The 15,504-nt window shown below is 65.2% G+C and carries 13 protein-coding genes and 1 pseudogene; 2 read left to right on the forward strand and 12 right to left on the reverse strand.

The annotated features are described in order from the left end of the window. Window positions 1-2 precede the first annotated feature (2 nt). Window positions 3-959 (reverse strand): 23S rRNA pseudouridine(955/2504/2580) synthase RluC, encoded by a 957-nt coding sequence (gene rluC / locus RYH74_RS10835; protein WP_025338212.1) that lies wholly within the window; start codon window positions 957-959, stop codon window positions 3-5. A 799-nt stretch (window positions 960-1,758) separates the two neighbouring features. Here rluC and rne point away from each other — a divergent pair. Continuing rightward, a complete protein-coding gene (rne, locus tag RYH74_RS10840; protein ID WP_317409379.1) occupies window positions 1,759-5,082 on the forward strand; it encodes a ribonuclease E in 3,324 nt (1,107 codons plus the stop codon). Between the two features lie 186 nt (window positions 5,083-5,268). On the opposite strand, the gene murB is transcribed toward rne, so the two are convergent. From murB to RYH74_RS10880, 8 genes are all read right to left on the reverse strand, one after another. Then, window positions 5,269-6,288 carry a UDP-N-acetylmuramate dehydrogenase gene (murB, locus tag RYH74_RS10845; RefSeq protein WP_317409380.1) on the reverse strand — a complete coding sequence of 340 codons (1,020 nt, stop codon included), beginning with the start codon at window positions 6,286-6,288 and terminating at the stop codon, window positions 5,269-5,271. Beyond that, window positions 6,285-6,749, reverse strand: a complete 465-nt coding sequence (locus RYH74_RS10850) for a low molecular weight protein-tyrosine-phosphatase (RefSeq protein WP_003259973.1) — start codon at window positions 6,747-6,749, stop codon at window positions 6,285-6,287. The genes murB and RYH74_RS10850 overlap by 4 nt, the downstream gene beginning before the upstream one ends. Then, window positions 6,749-7,513 (reverse strand): 3-deoxy-manno-octulosonate cytidylyltransferase, encoded by a 765-nt coding sequence (gene kdsB, locus RYH74_RS10855; protein ID WP_286101257.1) that lies wholly within the window; start codon window positions 7,511-7,513, stop codon window positions 6,749-6,751. The genes RYH74_RS10850 and kdsB overlap by 1 nt, the downstream gene beginning before the upstream one ends. Next, window positions 7,510-7,695: a Trm112 family protein gene (locus RYH74_RS10860; protein ID WP_011532874.1), complete on the reverse strand. Its 186-nt coding sequence runs from the start codon at window positions 7,693-7,695 to the stop codon at window positions 7,510-7,512. Before RYH74_RS10860 ends, kdsB begins: the two co-directional genes overlap by 4 nt. Window positions 7,696-7,739: 44 nt before the next feature. Continuing rightward, the gene (lpxK, locus tag RYH74_RS10865; protein ID WP_084785079.1) at window positions 7,740-8,741 is read right to left on the reverse strand and encodes a tetraacyldisaccharide 4'-kinase; all 1,002 of its coding nucleotides are present in this window, start codon (window positions 8,739-8,741) and stop codon (window positions 7,740-7,742) included. Next, window positions 8,741-9,175 (reverse strand): ExbD/TolR family protein, encoded by a 435-nt coding sequence (locus tag RYH74_RS10870; RefSeq protein ID WP_025338207.1) that lies wholly within the window; start codon window positions 9,173-9,175, stop codon window positions 8,741-8,743. The genes lpxK and RYH74_RS10870 overlap by 1 nt, the downstream gene beginning before the upstream one ends. Next, entirely contained in the window at window positions 9,172-9,807 is a 636-nt protein-coding gene (locus tag RYH74_RS10875) for a MotA/TolQ/ExbB proton channel family protein (protein WP_016391244.1), read from the reverse strand. The genes RYH74_RS10870 and RYH74_RS10875 overlap by 4 nt, the downstream gene beginning before the upstream one ends. A 217-nt stretch (window positions 9,808-10,024) precedes the next feature. Next, complete coding sequence (locus tag RYH74_RS10880; protein WP_317409386.1) at window positions 10,025-12,241, reverse strand: DNA internalization-related competence protein ComEC/Rec2; 2,217 nt, start codon at window positions 12,239-12,241, stop codon at window positions 10,025-10,027. A gap of 142 nt (window positions 12,242-12,383) precedes the next feature. Between RYH74_RS10880 and RYH74_RS10885 the strand changes: the two are divergent. After that, window positions 12,384-12,890 (forward strand): annotated as a pseudogene (locus RYH74_RS10885) (DUF2062 domain-containing protein); the annotation flags it as partial. A gap of 9 nt (window positions 12,891-12,899) precedes the next feature. On the opposite strand, the gene RYH74_RS10890 reads toward RYH74_RS10885, so the two are convergent. The 3 genes from RYH74_RS10890 to RYH74_RS10900 all read right to left on the reverse strand — a co-directional run bounded on the left by RYH74_RS10890 (window position 12,900) and on the right by RYH74_RS10900 (window position 15,376). Continuing rightward, entirely contained in the window at window positions 12,900-13,679 is a 780-nt protein-coding gene (locus tag RYH74_RS10890; protein ID WP_003260104.1) for an ABC transporter permease, read from the reverse strand. Continuing rightward, window positions 13,676-14,608, reverse strand: coding sequence for an ABC transporter ATP-binding protein (locus RYH74_RS10895; RefSeq protein ID WP_046617069.1), 933 nt, complete (start codon window positions 14,606-14,608; stop codon window positions 13,676-13,678). The genes RYH74_RS10890 and RYH74_RS10895 overlap by 4 nt, the downstream gene beginning before the upstream one ends. A 144-nt stretch (window positions 14,609-14,752) precedes the next feature. After that, entirely contained in the window at window positions 14,753-15,376 is a 624-nt protein-coding gene (locus RYH74_RS10900; protein ID WP_013971559.1) for a glutathione S-transferase, read from the reverse strand. Between the last annotated feature and the right edge of the window lie 128 nt (window positions 15,377-15,504).

Raw genomic sequence — 15,504 nt, forward strand, 5'->3', positions numbered from 1 at the left:
GGTCAGGACGCACTCAGACGTTCAACGGTTTTCGCCCAGACTTCATCCACTGGCGCCTCGAGCTTCAGCTCGCCACCGTCCGGCAGCGGCACGGTCAGCGCATACGCATGCAGGAACAGGCGCTTGCCGCCCAAGTCACGAATTTCACGACTGAAATCTTCGTCGCCGTACTTGCTGTCGCCAGCGATCATATGCCCGGCATGCAGGGTGTGCACGCGGATCTGGTGGGTACGACCGGTGATCGGGCGCGCCTCGACAATGGTGGCGAACTCGCCGAAGCGGCGCAGCACGCGGAACAGGGTCAGCGCCTCCTTGCCCTCGTCGTTCACCTCGACCATGCGCTCGCCGGAGCGCAGGTTGCTCTTGAGCAACGGCGCGTTGACCTGCTTCTTCGAGGTCGGCCAGTGGCCGCGCACCAGCGCCATGTAGCGCTTGTCGACACCGTCGCCGCGCAGCGCGGCGTGCAGGTGGCGCAGCATGCTGCGCTTCTTGGCGATCATCAGCAGGCCGGAGGTATCGCGGTCCAGGCGGTGCACCAGCTCCAGTTCCTTGGCGTCCGGGCGCAGCTGGCGCAGCGCCTCGATCACGCCGAAGCTCAGGCCGCTGCCGCCATGCACGGCGATGCCGGCCGGCTTGTTCATCACGATCAGCGCCTTGTCTTCGTAGACGATGGCCGCTTCCAGGCGCTGCAACAGGCCCTGGGCTACCGGCGCCGGCTCGTCACGTTCCGGCAGGCGGACGGGCGGCACCCGCACGATGTCGCCAGCCTGGATCTTGTACTCCGGCTTGACGCGCCCCTTGTTGACCCGTACTTCGCCCTTGCGCAGGATGCGGTACACCAGGGTCTTGGGCACGCCCTTGAGGGCCGTGATGAGGAAATTGTCGATGCGTTGGCCGGCAAGCTCCGGCGCGACTTCGATCAGCTGAACGCCGGAAGTCGGAGGGGTATTGGTCGTCATGGCGGGATCATAACAATTTTTTATGGAATTGAAGCACTTAATCATTGCTGCTATAGTCGCGAACGCCGCCAAAAGCGGCAGGCCAGCGGCACCAGGCTCCTAGCCGGTCCCTGACCAACGCAATTCTCCAGGACGCGAGGCCGTCCTACGGGGTTTTCGCCAGTTTACCGAATTGCCTGGAATCGCCACCAGCGCTGTGTAGAGAAGACCGAAAAAAAACGACAAGTGCGGTGTTTCACCTGCTTACCCGATTCTTTTCGCTGCACCTCTGCCCGCCCCGTCGCTTCCACGCAACGCCCGGCGAATGCTTCGGAAATACCTGCCTTGGACATGAATGGCGCCAGCGCAGAACCTGCGCTGGCGAAAAATGCAACCCGTTGCGGATTCAGCGCGCGGCAGCACCCGAATTATCAGGGATACGTGCAGGGTGGAGATGCACAGCCCTCGGACCGTGTAGCACCGCGTCCGGCCCACCAGCCCACTGAACGGCTGGCGAGCGGATAAGGTCCTGAACAGATGCCTCCGGGCGTCCACGGCTGACGGTTGATTCCTCCTCCTGACTGAGTGCACAAGGCCCGCTTGGTTGATTCGGATTCCAATTCGAAGCCACCGGGGCCTTGTTGGCACCGCAGCAAACAGGACGCGTCGTCGCGACAACGGCAGGCTGGGCAACCGGCTGGTGCCGAACGTCGCTCGACACGGGGGTGGCCCGGCCACCCTTTGCGCACCTTGGCACCGACCATGAGACGTCGTGTGTGCCGAACGCCGTTTCCGGCAGCCCGGAAACCGACGGTACAACATGAAAAGAATGCTGATTAACGCGACTCAACCCGAAGAGTTGCGTGTAGCCCTGGTGGACGGCCAACGTCTCTACGACCTGGACATCGAGTCCGGCGCGCGCGAGCAGAAAAAGGCCAACATCTACAAAGGCAAGATCACCCGCATCGAACCCAGCCTCGAAGCCGCCTTCGTCGACTTCGGTTCCGAACGTCACGGCTTCCTGCCGCTGAAAGAAATCTCCCGCGAATACTTCAAGAAAGCCCCCGAAGGGCGGGTCAACATCAAGGAAGTACTGAGCGAAGGCCAGGAAGTCATCGTCCAGGTCGAGAAGGAAGAGCGCGGCAACAAAGGCGCCGCCCTCACCACCTTCATCAGCCTGGCCGGCCGCTACCTGGTGCTGATGCCGAACAACCCGCGCGCCGGTGGCATCTCCCGCCGTATCGAAGGCGAAGAGCGCAACGAACTGCGTGAAGCCCTGAACGGCCTGACCGTGCCAGGCGACATGGGCCTGATCGTGCGCACTGCCGGCCTTGGCCGCAGCAGCGAAGAAATGCAGTGGGACCTCGACTACCTGCTGCAACTGTGGACCGCCATCAAGGAAGCGTCCCAGGACCGCGCCGCGCCATTCCTGATCTACCAGGAAAGCAACGTCATCATCCGCGCCATCCGCGACTACCTGCGCCAGGACATCGGCGAAGTGCTGATCGACAGCATCGATGCCCAGGAAGAAGCCCTGACCTTCATCCGCCAGGTGATGCCGCAGTACGCCAGCAAGGTGAAGCTGTACGAAGACAGCGTGCCGCTGTTCAACCGCTTCCAGATCGAAAGCCAGATCGAGACCGCCTTCCAGCGCGTGGTCGACCTGCCGTCCGGCGGTTCGATCGTGATCGACCCGACCGAAGCCCTGGTGTCCATCGACATCAACTCGGCGCGCGCCACCAAAGGCAGCGACATCGAAGAAACCGCCCTGCAGACCAACCTGGAAGCGGCCGAGGAAATCGCCCGCCAGCTGCGCCTGCGTGACATCGGCGGCCTGATCGTCATCGACTTCATCGACATGACCCCGGCGAAAAACCAGCGCGCCGTCGAAGAACGTGTTCGCGAGTGCCTGGAAGCCGACCGCGCCCGCGTCCAGGTCGGCCGCATCTCGCGCTTCGGCCTTCTGGAAATGTCCCGTCAGCGCCTGCGCCCTTCGCTGGGCGAAAGCAGCGGCATCGTCTGCCCACGCTGCTCCGGCACCGGCATCATCCGTGACGTCGAATCGCTGTCGCTGGCCATCCTGCGCCTGATCGAAGAAGAAGCCCTGAAGGACCGCACCGCCGAAGTTCGTGCCCAGGTGCCGATCCCCGTGGCTGCCTTCCTGCTCAACGAGAAGCGCAACTCGATCACCAAGATCGAACTGCGCACCCGTGCGCGCATCATCATCCTGCCGAACGATCACCTGGAAACCCCGCACTTCGAAGTCCAGCGCCTGCGCGACGACAACCCGGAAGTGCTGAGCAACCAGTCCAGCTACGAGATCGCCGCAGCCGAAGCCGAAGAAGCGCCGCAGCCGACCGCCACTCGCACCCTGGTTCGCCAGGAAGCCGCGGTCAAGACCGCCCCGGCCCGCGCCAACGCGCCGGTACCGGCCACTGTCGAAGAGCCGCAGCCTGCCGCACCGGTCGCCCCTGCCCCGGTCGCCCCGGAGCCAAGCCTGTTCAAGGGCCTGGTGAAGTCGCTGGTAAGCCTGTTCGCCGGCAAGGAAGAGCCTGCCGCCGCGCCGGTTGTCACTGCTGCCGAGAAGCCGGCCGCCGAGCGCAGCCCACGCAACGAAGAACGCCGCAACGGCCGCCAGCAAAGCCGCAATCGCAACGGCCGCCGCGACGAAGAGCGCAAGCCGCGTGAAGAGCGTGCCGAGCGCGCACCTCGTGAAGAACGTGCTCCTCGTGAAGAACGTGCCCCGCGCGAAGAGCGTGCACCACGTGAAGAACGCGCCCCACGCGAAGAGCGTGCACCGCGTGAAGAACGTGCACCACGCCAGCCACGCGAAGACCGCCGCGGCAACCGTGGCGAAGAGCGCGTGCGCGAACTGCGTGAGCCACTGGACGTTACCCCTGCCGAGCGTGAGGAACGTCAGCCGCGCGAGGAGCGTGTAGCCCGTGAAGAACGTGCCCCGCGTGAAGAGCGTGCACCTCGCGAGGAACGCGCCCCACGTGAGGAGCGTGCTCCACGTGAAGAACGCGCCCCGCGTGAGGAGCGTGCTCCACGTGAAGAACGCGCACCGCGTGAAGAGCGTGCCCCGCGTGAAGAACGCGCACCTCGTGAAGAGCGTGCCCCGCGTGAAGAACGCGCACCTCGTGAAGAACGTGCTCCACGCGAAGAACGAGCCCCTCGCCCACCACGCGAAGAGCGTCAGCCACGGGTAACTGAAGAAGCCGCCGAGCAGGCTGCCGAGCTGGCCGAAGAGCAACTGCCGAACGAAGAGCTGCTGCAGGACGAACAGGAAGGCACCGATGGCGAGCGCCCGCGCCGCCGTTCCCGTGGTCAGCGTCGCCGCAGCAACCGTCGTGAGCGTCAGCGCAACGCCAACGGCGAGCTGATCGATGGCAGCGAGGAAGAAGGCAGCGAAGAGCAGCCACAATCGCATCAGGCCACCGAGCTGGGTGCCGAACTGGCTGCCGGCCTGGCCGTGACTGCCGCCGTCGCCAGCAGCAACATCAGTGCCGACGCCGAAGCCCAGGCCAACCAGCAGGCCGAGCTTGCCACCGCCGAAGTCGCCGCCGTAGCGGAAACCGACAACAGCGAAGTCGCCCAGCCGGTCGAGCAGGCCGAGAAGGTCGAACAGGTCGAAGCTGCTGCCGAGGCTGAAGAAGTGGCTGTGGCCCCGGTGGTCGAGCAGCCGGTCAGCGAGCCTGTGGCCGTGGTCGAAGCAACTGCCGAGCCAGTGGTCGAAGTCGCTCCGCAGCCAGTGGTAGACGAAGCACCTGCTGCCGAACCGGTAGTGGTTGCCGAAGCACCGGTAGAAGCGCCTGCCGTCGAGGCCGGTGAAATCGAGCAGGCCCCGGTCGTGGTCGAAGCCGCTCCGGTTGCCGAGCAACCTGCCCCGGTTGTCGAGGCCCAGCCAGAAGTGGTGGCCGAGCCTGCCCCAGTGGCCGTCGAGCCTGCACCGGTCGAAGCCCCTGCGCCGGTGGAACCTGCCACTGTCATGCTGGCCAACGGCCGTGCGCCGAACGACCCGCGTGAAGTGCGTCGCCGCAAGCGTGAGGCCGAGGCTGCCGCCAAGGCCGCACAGGAAGCTGCTGCAGCCACCGAGGAGCCAGCCCTGGAAGCCAGCGATGAGCAAAAGCCTCATCACGGTTGATAGCCAAGGCTGAATGAAAAAGCCCCGCCAGTGCGAACTGGCGGGGCTTTTTCTTGGCTGGACGTTTTTCCTGTACCGGCCTCTTCGCGGGTAAACCCGCTCCCACAGGGGCCCCACTACCCTCAGGCCCTGTGAGGTCCCTGTGGGAGCGGCTTTAGCCGCGAAAGGGCCAGCCCAGGCACTGAATCAGTAGAGGTTAGGCTCCATCTCCAGCTCGACTCCGAACCGCTCGAGGATATCGGCCTGGATCCGCCGCGCCAGCGCATGCATCTGCACCCCGCTCGCCTGGCCGTAGTTGACCAGCACCAGCGACTGCAAACGATGCACCCCGGCATCCCCCTCGCGGTGGCCCTTCCAGCCTGCCTGTTCGATCAGCCAGCCTGCCGCCAGCTTCACCTGGCCATCGGCCTGGGGATAAGCCACCACCCCCGGGTACTGCGCACGGATACGCTCGACCAGTTCCGCCGAGACCACCGGGTTCTTGAAGAAGCTCCCGGCATTACCCAGCTCTGCCGGGTCTGGCAGCTTCTCGCGGCGAATGCTGCAGATCGCCTCGCTGATCGCCTGCGCGGTCGGCTCGGTCACGCCCTGCTCTGCCAACCGCTGGCGCACCGGGCCGTAATCCAGGTGAGCCTGCAGTGTACGGCTCAAGGCAAAGCGCACACGCAGGATCAACCAACGCCCGGGGTTGCGCTTGAACAGGCTGTCGCGATACCCGAAGGCACATTCAGCCAGGCCGAACTCACGCAACTCGCCGGTCTCGCGGTCCAGGGCGGTCAGGCCTACGAATACGTCCTTGATCTCCACGCCATAGGCGCCCACGTTCTGCATCGGTGCGGCGCCCACGGTGCCAGGGATCAGGCTGAGGTTCTCCAGCCCGCAATAGCCCTGCGCCAATGTCCATTGCACGAACGGGTGCCACAGCTCACCGGCCTCGGCCTCGACCACGATACGTTCGCCATCGTCGCTGAGCACGCGCCGGCCACGGCTGGCCATATGCAGCACCAGCGCATCGATATCGCGGGTCAGCAGCAGGTTGCTGCCGCCGCCAATCACCAGCACCGGCACGCCGCCTTGCTGCGCCTGGGCCAGCGCCTGGCGCACCTCCTGGTCATCATGTGCCTGGGTGAAATACCGCGCCTTCACGTCGATGCCAAAGGTGTTGTAAGGCTTGAGCGATACCTGCTCCTGCCACTGCACTGTCATAGCCGCCCCTTGATTTCCAGGACCAGCGCCTGGCACGCCGCTTCGACCAGGTCGAGCACCTGCTCGAAGCCATCGGCGCCGCCGTAGTACGGGTCTGGCACTTCATCCAGTGCTGCGCCATAGCGGCGCAGGAACAGGTCGAGCTCCCCCACTGCGGTGTGCGGGCGCATCGCACGCAAGTGGCCGAGGTTGCTCTCGTCCATGGCCAGGATGAGGTCATATTCGGCAAAGTGCGCCGCCTTGACCTGCTGGGCGCGTTGCTGCGAAAGGTCATAGCCACGCGCCAGCGCTGCCTTGCAGGTGCGGCTGTCAGGCGCCTTGCCGACGTGCCAGTCGCCGGTGCCGGCCGAGGCCACATGCACCCGGTCGGCAAGCCCGGCAGCCTGCAATTGATGGCGCAGCACGCCTTCGGCGGTGGGCGAGCGACAGATATTGCCGAGGCAGACGAACAGGACGCGCATCAGGCCTCCAGCAAGCGCCGTACGCGCTCCAGGTCTTCAGGGGTATCCACGCCCACGGCAGGCGCCTCGATGGCGTCTTCGACGTGGATGCGTACGCCATGCCACAGGGCACGCAGCTGCTCCAGCGCTTCGGTCTGCTCGAGCCAGCACGGGCCCCAGCTGACGAAGTCCTGCAGGAAGCCGACGCGGTAGGCGTACATGCCGATGTGGCGGCGATACGGCACGCCTTCTGGCAACAGGTTGCGGTCCTTGGCAAACGCATCGCGGGCCCAGGGCAGCGGTGCACGGCTGAAGGTCAGGGCCAGGCCGTTCTTGTCGCTGATTACCTTGACCGCGTTGGGGTTGAACACGGTTTCCGGCTCATGGATCGGTTCGGCCAGGGTGGCGATACCGGCTTCCGGATGCGCTGCCAGGTTGGCTGCCACCTGGTCGATGATCACCGGCGGGATCAGCGGCTCGTCGCCCTGCACGTTGACCACGATGGCATCGGCAGACAGGCCCAGGTGTATGGCCACTTCGGCCAGGCGGTCGGTGCCGGACTCATGGTCGGCACGAGTCATCAGCACTTCGGCGCCGAAGGCCTGGCAGGCCTCCAGAATGCTCGCGTCGTCGGTGGCGATAACCACGCGGCTGGCGCCGCTCTTGCGGGCCTGTTCCCACACATGCTGCACCATCGGCTTGCCGGCGATCGGCAGCAATGGCTTGCCCGGCAGGCGCGTGGAGCGCAGCCGGGCGGGGATCACCACGGTGAAATCCAGGCTCATTTGTCCAGACGCTCTTCATCAGTCAGGGTGCGCGCCTCGCTTTCCAGCATGACCGGGATGCCGTCGCGGATCGGGTAGGCCAGGCCAGCGCCCTTACTGATCAGCTCGGTCTTGTCGGCACTGAGCTTCAGCGGGCCCTTGGTGATCGGGCAGGCCAGGATATCGAGCAGTTTGGTGTCCATTTGAGGCTTCCTTTAGGCCAGGTGGCCGGGAATTGAAAAAGGGCTCAGGGCTTGCGCAGCAAGCGTTGCAACTGGTTGTCGAACCAGGCGCTGAAAGCTGGCGTGGGCTGCGCCTCGACGGCCAGGTACCACCAGTCGTCAGCGGCGAAGGCCCGGCATTTCACCGCATCCTTCTCGGTCATGACCAGCGGCAGCGGCGGGTTGAAGGCCAGGCTCTGGGCGCTGAACTGCGCATGGTCGGCAAAGGGATGCGGCACCGGCTGCCAGTTTAGCCCCAGCAGGGTATTGAAGAAACGTTGCGGGTTGCCGATACCGGCCACCGCGTGCAGGCGTTGGCCTGCAGGGAAATGGTCAAGCGCGCGGCGCTCGCCGCTGCGCAGGTTGACCAGGGCGGACGGCTGCAGGCAGAAGCCGAAGCCATCGGCGCGGTCTGCGCTGGCGCCGTTGAACAGCACCGCGTCAGCCTCGTGCAGGCGTTCGGCCGGCTCACGCAACGGCCCCGCCGGCAGGCAGCGGGCATTGCCCAGGCCGCGAGCGGCATCGATCAGCACCAACTCCAGGTCGCGGGCCAGGCGGTAGTGTTGCATGCCGTCGTCACACAGGATCAGGTCGAGAGGTTCGCTGGCCAGCAGGGCCTGCACGGCGCGGGAGCGGTCGGGGTCGATCATCAGCGGCACGCCGGTGCGCTGCACGATCAGCAGCGGTTCATCGCCGGCCTGCTCGGCAGCCTGGTCGGCCTGCACGCGCCAGGGTAGCTGCGGCGGTTTGGCGCCATAGCCACGGCTGACCACGCCCACCTTCAACCCCTGCTGGCGGCAGTGCTCGATCAGCCAGAGGATCATCGGCGTCTTGCCGGTACCGCCCACGGTGATGTTACCCACCACGATGACCGGCACCGGGGCCCGGTAGCTGGCACTTTCGCCACTGAGAAAACGCGCCCGCTTGCGCGTGACCACGCGGCGATACAGCGCCTCCAGCGGGCGCAGCAGCGCCAGGGCCGGGTGCCCGGCGTACCAGGCGGCGAGCAGACGGTCGGCGAAGGCCATCAAGGCGTGCCCTGGGCCGCCTCGACGGTGGTCATGCGCAACTGGCTGAAACCGAGCTTGCCGGCGGCATCCATCGCGGTGACCACAGCCTGGTGCGGGGTCTTGCCGTCGGCGCTGATGGCCAGCGGCAGCTTGTTGTCGCCGCCCGACTCACGCTCGATCGCTTCGCTCAGGGTGGCCAGGTCGCTTTTAGGCAGCAGGTGGTTGTTCACCGAGTACACGCCTTCGGCGCTGATGGTGATTTCCACCAGCTTGCCCTGGTCGGGCGGCGCCTGCTCGGCGCTGGCGGCTTCGGGCAGCTCGACGCGCAGCTGGGTCTCGCGGGTGAAGGTGGTGGTGACCACGAAGAACAGCAGCAGGACGAACACCACGTCGATCAGCGACGCCAGGTTGATGTCGACGCTCTCCCGCTGGCGATTGCGCCGGAACTTCACGCCTTGCCTCCGGCCACTTCCACTTCACGGTCGCCCTGGATCACTTCCACCAGCTTGATCGCTTCCTGTTCCATGCCGACTACCAGCTCGTCGATGCGGCGCAGCAGGAAGCGGTGGAAGAATACCGCCGGGATACCGACCATCAGGCCGGCCGCGGTGGTGACCAGGGCCTTGGAGATACCACCGGCCAGCACTGCGGCGTTGGCGGTCATCTGCGAGCCCATGAAGGCGCTGAAGATGTCGATCATGCCCAGCACGGTGCCCAGCAGGCCCAGCAGCGGAGCCATGGCGGCGATGGTGCCGAGGGTGCTGATGTAGCGTTCCAGTTCGTGGATGACGCGCGAGGCGGCCTCCTCGATGCATTCCTTCATGATTTCGCGGCCATGGCGCGAGTTGGCCAGGCCGGCGGCAAGGATTTCGCCCAGTGGCGAATCGGCGCGCAGGGCCTTGAGCTTGTCACTGGTCAGTTGCTTGTCCTTGATCCACATCCACACCTGGCCCAGCAGGTGCGGCGGGGTGACGCGGCTGGCGCGCAGGGTCCACAGGCGCTCGACGACGATAGCCATGGCTGCGATGGAGCTCAGAATGATCGGCAGCATCATCCAACCACCGGACTTGACCAATTCCCACACAGTAAACGCCCCTTCGGAAAAAGGCCGCCACTCTACCATAGGCGCGCCGAGGGCTCATCTGCCGGAGGTCAGGGAATTGCCCTACCCGGTTTCTACCTTGAGCTGTCGGGTGGCTGAACTGGCCCTTTCGCGGGTGAACCCGCTCCCACAGGTTTTTTACCATCCTCAGGTTGAGTGCAGTACCTGTGGGAGCGGGTTTACCCGCGAAAGGGCCAGCTCAGCCACCGCCCGCATCCCTCCAGAAACGCCTCTGTCGGCGCACACTCTCGACCTCCCCCTGCCTCCCCAACACCAACCGCAACGCCCCCTGCTCCGCTGTGTCATGCATCACCACCCCATGCCGCCGATAACGTTCGACCACCTGCGCGTGCGGGTGCCCGAAGCTGTTGTTGCGCCCGCGCGAAATCAGTACCCCGCGCGGCGCCGTGGCGCGGATGAAGGCCTCGCTGGACGAACTGCGGCTGCCATGGTGCGGCGACTGCAGCCAGTCGATCCGCGGCGCTTCTGTGGCCGCCAGCCAGGCCCGTTCGGCACCGGCTTCCATATCTCCCGCCAGCAACAACCGCTCACCCTGCGCCTCGACCAGCAACACACAGGAACGGTCATTGCTGCTCTGCCCATCAGCCCAGCGCCACAGCGAAAAGCGCACGCCATCCCACGTCCACTGGTCGCCACTGACACAAGGCTGCAGTTGCATGTCATCCACCACTTCGCCGCCGATCACCCGTTCGACCGGCAGACCACGCATGATTGCGCCAGCACCACCGGCGTGGTCGGCATGGGCGTGGCTGACCAGCATCAGGTCCAGGCTGCCCACCCCTAGCTTGCGCAAGGTCGGCAACACCACCCGCTCGCCCAGGTCGCTCTCCCCCCTGGCAGGCCCGGCGTCGTACAGCAGGTCGTGATGCCGAGTGCGCAACAGCACCGCCAGCCCCTGGCCGACGTCCAGCTGCCAGACCTCGACCTGGCCGAACGGCACCGTCTCCCGGGGTACCCACAGCGCCAGCAGCATCACGCCACCCAACCCGCGCAGTGGAACGCCACGGGGCATCAAAACCAGCAGCGTACCCAGGCACACCAGCAGCCAGGCCCACAATGGCAGAACTGCTGGCAGCCACGCCGACTGCTGTTGCGCCACCAACTCCAGCAGCCGGAAAAGCACATCGAGCAGACCACCCGCCAGCCACAACAGCACCTCTCCTACCCCGCCCAACGGCAGCAGCAAAGTCCCCAGCAACGCCAACGGCAGTACCGCCAGGCTGACCCAAGGCACCGAAAAAAGGTTGGCCAGCGGCGCACTCAGGCTCACGGGCAAGCCCGTAGCCAGCAGCACCGGTAGCAAACCGATGGCAATTACCCATTGCGCCCGCGTCCAGGCCTGCCAGGGCCGCCAGCCGCCCAGGCGGGCACTGAAGCAATAGCCAAGCGTGGCCACGGCTGCGAACGACAGCCAGAACCCGGGCAGCAGCGCGGCCAACGGCTCCACCAGCAGCACGGCAACCAGCGCCAGCAGCAGCGGCAAGGTCGCACCGAGGTGGCGAAAGCGCAGGCGCCAGAGCAACACCACGGCCAGCATCAGGCAGGCACGCTGCACCGGTACACCGCCACCAGCCAACCAACCGTAGGCCAGTGCCGCGGCCATGGCCAAGCCACACGCCCAGGGCAGCCAGGGCAGACGAGCGGGCCACAGCCCCCAACGCGCCAGCCCGGCAACCAGGCCATACAGCAAGCCGGCAACCAGGCCGATGTGTTGGCCAGAGATCACCAGCAGGTGCACCGTGCCGGTGGCCTGCAACGTTTGCCAGTCCTCCCGGGCCAGGCCCGCCCCGTCGCCAAGCACCAGCGCCACCAACGCTGCCTGCCGGCCATTGGCCTCGACTGCCAGCAGGCGCTGGCGCAGCGTGTCGCGCCAGCCGCCTGCAACCGGCGCCAGCAACTGCCCGGACTTGACCGTACCGGTCGCGCCGACCCGCCGCGCCAGCAATTGCGCCTCACGGTCCGACCCATGCGGGTTGAGCAGCCCGGCCGGGCGCTGCAAGGTCACCGCCAGCCGCCACTGCTCGCCCGCGCGCAGCGGCGGGCCGTCGAACCAGCTCAGTTGCAGGCGCTGCGGCAGCTCTGCCCGCCGCGAGCGGGCCGCGTCCAGCTCGAAACGCACACCCTGCGCAGTCCGGGTCGGCAGGCCGACCACCTGGCCCTCAAGCCACAAGGTGCGGCCATCCAGCCCGGTGGCCAGGCGGTCATCCAGCGCCTGCTGCGCAGACCAGCAGGCCCAACACAGGCCCAACAGAAAACAGCCCAGCGGCCACAGCCGGGTGAACAGGCCGAGGCCACCGGCTACAGCCAGCAGCACCAGCCATCCGACCGATGGCAATGCGGGGAGAAAGCCCAGGCACAACAGCCCGAGCGCGAGCGCAAACATCCCTGTGCGCATGAAGTAGAGCTCCAGAAGCGAAATCACCTTCTGAGGCATAGCCCAATTGCCGGCAGCGCTTGCTCAACAATTGTCACAAACTCTAAACGAGGCTGAGCGGGAATCAGGGCATACTGCCCGGATCAACGCTCCGGGAGCCTACATGCCGCGCCGACTTTTCAAACGCTACATGCCGGACCCGACCAGTATTCGGGAACACAAGTCCTTACGCTTTTTCGGCAAGTTGCTGCATGACCCGAACCTCTGGCACCTGAACCGCCATTCGGTGGCGAGGGCCATGGGCGTTGGCCTGTTCGCGGCGTTGATCCCGATGCCGGCGCAGATGCTGCTGGCCGCCGCGCTGGCCATTCCGCTGCGCGGCAACCTGCCGATCGCGGTCAGCCTGGTATGGCTGACCAACCCGCTGACCATGCCACCGGTGTTCTTCGTCACCTACATGACCGGCGCCTGGCTGATGCAGGTACCGCCGCGCACCCTGCCCGACGAGCTGACTTTCCAGTGGATCACCGACCAGCTGTCGACGCTGTGGCAACCCTTCCTGCTCGGCTCGGTGGTGTGCGGTGTGGTGCTGGGCATCCTTGGCTACTTCACCACCATGCTCTACTGGCGCTGGTGGGTGGGCCGGCAGTGGCGTCTGCGCCAATGCCGGTGCAAGGCTTCAGGCACGCATGCCGCGGCCGCTGACCAGCAGGCGAACACACACCAGGTAGAGCACCGCGGTGGCGACCAGCATGAAGGTAATCGCCGTGCCAATGCTGATATCCGACACCCCTAGGATGCCGTAGCGGAACGAGTTGACCATGTGCAGCACCGGGTTGGCCAGCGACACGGTCTGCCAGAACGGCGGCAGCAGGTTGATCGAATAGAACACCCCGCCCAGGTAGGTCAGCGGTGTCAGCACGAAGGTCGGGATGATCGAGATGTCGTCGAAGTTGCGCGCGAACACCGCGTTGACGAAGCCCAGCAGCGAGAAGATGGTGGCGGTCAGCAGCACCACGACCACGGTCACGCCCAGGTGGTGCACCTGCAGGTGGGTGAAGAACAGCGACAGGAAAGTCACGATCACACCCACCGCCAGGCCACGCAGCACGCCACCCAGCACATAACCGACGAGGATGGTGTGTGGCGATACCGGCGACACCATCAGCTCTTCGATGGAGCGCTGGAACTTGCTGCCGAAGAAGCTCGACACCACGTTGCCGTAGGAGTTGGTGATCACCGACATCATGATCAGCCCCGGCACGATGTACTCCATGTAGGTGAAGCCACCCATGTCGCCGATCTGCCGGCCGATCAGGTTACCGAAGATGACGAAGTACAGAACCATTGTGATCGCTGGCGGCAGCAGGGTCTGCGGCCAGATACGCAGGAAGCGCCGCACTTCGCGGTAGACGATGGTGTTCAGGGCAACCCAGTTGGTGCGCAGTTCCACACTCATACGGCCACCTTCGACAGGTTTTTTTCCACCAGGGACACGAACAGCTCCTCGAGTCGGTTGGTCTTGTTGCGCAGGCTCTGCACCTCGATGTTCTGCAGCGCCAGCTGGCCGAACAGCGCGGTGATGCCAATGTCCTTGTCCACCTGCACTTCCAGGGTATGCGGGGTCAGCAGCCGGCACGGGTAGCCCTGCAGCACCGGTGCAGTGGCCAGGTCCTGCTTGATGTCGAGGACGAAGGTTTCGACATGCAGCTTGCCCAGCAGCTGGCGCATGCTGGTGTTCTCGACGATGGTGCCGTGGTCGATGATGCCGATGTTACGGCACAGCTGCTCGGCCTCTTCCAGGTAGTGGGTGGTGAGGATGATGGTGATGCCCTTCTGGTTCAGCTCGGTGAGGAAGCTCCACATCGAACGGCGCAGTTCGATGTCCACACCGGCGGTGGGCTCGTCGAGAATCAGCAGGCGCGGCTCGTGGATCAGTGCACGGGCAATCATCAGGCGGCGCTTCATGCCCCCCGACAGCGAACGCGATTGCACGTCACGCTTGTCCCACAGGCCGAGCTGGGTCAGGTATTGCTCGGCACGCTCCTTGGCCACCTTGGGCGGGATGCCGTAGTAACCGGCCTGGGTCACGACGATGTCGAAGGTTTTCTCGAACTGGTTGAAGTTGAACTCCTGCGGCACCACGCCCAGGCAGCGCTTGAGCGCCGACGGCTCGCGGTCCAGGTCATGGCCGAACACGTTGACCGTGCCGCTGGTCTTGTTCACCAGGGTGGAGAGGATGCCGATGGTGGTGGACTTGCCCGCGCCGTTGGGGCCGAGCAAGGCGAAGAAGTCGCCTTCGGCAACATCCAGATCGATGCCCTTGAGGGCCTGGAAGCCGTTGCCGTAGGTCTTGGTCAGCTGTCGGATGGACAGGGCGGAACTCATAGCGGGTCACTTACCGAGAAAAAGGTGCAGGACACGCCAGGTAAAGGCACTGGCGCAGTGAGTGCGGCCAATGGTGCTTGGCCTGGCCGCACAAGTACAGTCATGTGTATTGATAATGACTATCGAAGCAGCCGTGGTGTTCGATCAGGTCAGCGCAGTCATTACCGCTGCCTGGTACGCAGGGCGGGCCTTGAGGCGCTCGTACCAGGCCTCCAGGTGATGCATGGCCGGGCGCTCGATGGGCATTTCGAACCAGGCATAGATGAAGCTACCCAGTGGGATGTCGCCCATGCCGATCTGGTCACCGGAAAGGTACGGTTGTTTGGCCAGGGCTTCGTCGGCAATGGCCAGCAGCTGGGCGCATTGCTTGTGCGCAGCGTTGATCGCCACCCAGTCGCGCTGGTCTTCCGGGGTGCGCAACAGGCCCCAGAATAGTGGGCGGAACGGCGTGGCGAAGGACGAGGTGGTCCAGTCCATCCATTTGTCTGCCAGGGCGCGCTGACGCGGGTCGTCCAGGTACCAGCCCTGCTCCGCACCGTATTCGGCGCACAGGTAGCGGACGATGGTGTTGGACTCCCACAGGGTCAGGTCGCCGTCTTCCAGCATCGGCACCAGGCCGTTGGGGTTGCGCGCGCGGTAGTGCGGCTCGTTGACCACGCCGAAGGCGCCGCCGGCGTCGATCGACTCGAAATCCAGGCCCAGTTCATGGGCGATCCATAGCGCCTTGCGCACATTGCTCGAATTCTTGCGGCCCCAGATCTTCAGCATGGCAACGTCCTTATAGATACGAAGATGAACAGTCTAATGCAAAACCTTATGCGCCGATAATGGGATTCTCAGCGTTCAATAAACGCGTGACGCCATATGGCCGCCGCAACAAAAACTATCATTTTTGC

The organism is Pseudomonas sp. LSJ-87 (assembly GCF_032971465.1).
GTDB classification, from domain to species: Bacteria; Pseudomonadota; Gammaproteobacteria; order Pseudomonadales; family Pseudomonadaceae; genus Aquipseudomonas; species Aquipseudomonas putida_Z.

Coding starts and splice junctions, on each gene's coding strand:
- rluC (WP_025338212.1), bottom strand. CDS start 959: ATGACGACCAATACCCCTCCGACTTCCGGCGTTCAGCTGATCGAAGTC.
- rne (WP_317409379.1), top strand. CDS start 1,759: ATGAAAAGAATGCTGATTAACGCGACTCAACCCGAAGAGTTGCGTGTA.
- murB (WP_317409380.1), bottom strand. CDS start 6,288: ATGACAGTGCAGTGGCAGGAGCAGGTATCGCTCAAGCCTTACAACACC.
- RYH74_RS10850 (WP_003259973.1), bottom strand. CDS start 6,749: ATGCGCGTCCTGTTCGTCTGCCTCGGCAATATCTGTCGCTCGCCCACC.
- kdsB (WP_286101257.1), bottom strand. CDS start 7,513: ATGAGCCTGGATTTCACCGTGGTGATCCCCGCCCGGCTGCGCTCCACG.
- RYH74_RS10860 (WP_011532874.1), bottom strand. CDS start 7,695: ATGGACACCAAACTGCTCGATATCCTGGCCTGCCCGATCACCAAGGGC.
- lpxK (WP_084785079.1), bottom strand. CDS start 8,741: ATGGCCTTCGCCGACCGTCTGCTCGCCGCCTGGTACGCCGGGCACCCG.
- RYH74_RS10880 (WP_317409386.1), bottom strand. CDS start 12,241: ATGCGCACAGGGATGTTTGCGCTCGCGCTCGGGCTGTTGTGCCTGGGC.
- RYH74_RS10890 (WP_003260104.1), bottom strand. CDS start 13,679: ATGAGTGTGGAACTGCGCACCAACTGGGTTGCCCTGAACACCATCGTC.
- RYH74_RS10895 (WP_046617069.1), bottom strand. CDS start 14,608: ATGAGTTCCGCCCTGTCCATCCGACAGCTGACCAAGACCTACGGCAAC.
- RYH74_RS10900 (WP_013971559.1), bottom strand. CDS start 15,376: ATGCTGAAGATCTGGGGCCGCAAGAATTCGAGCAATGTGCGCAAGGCG.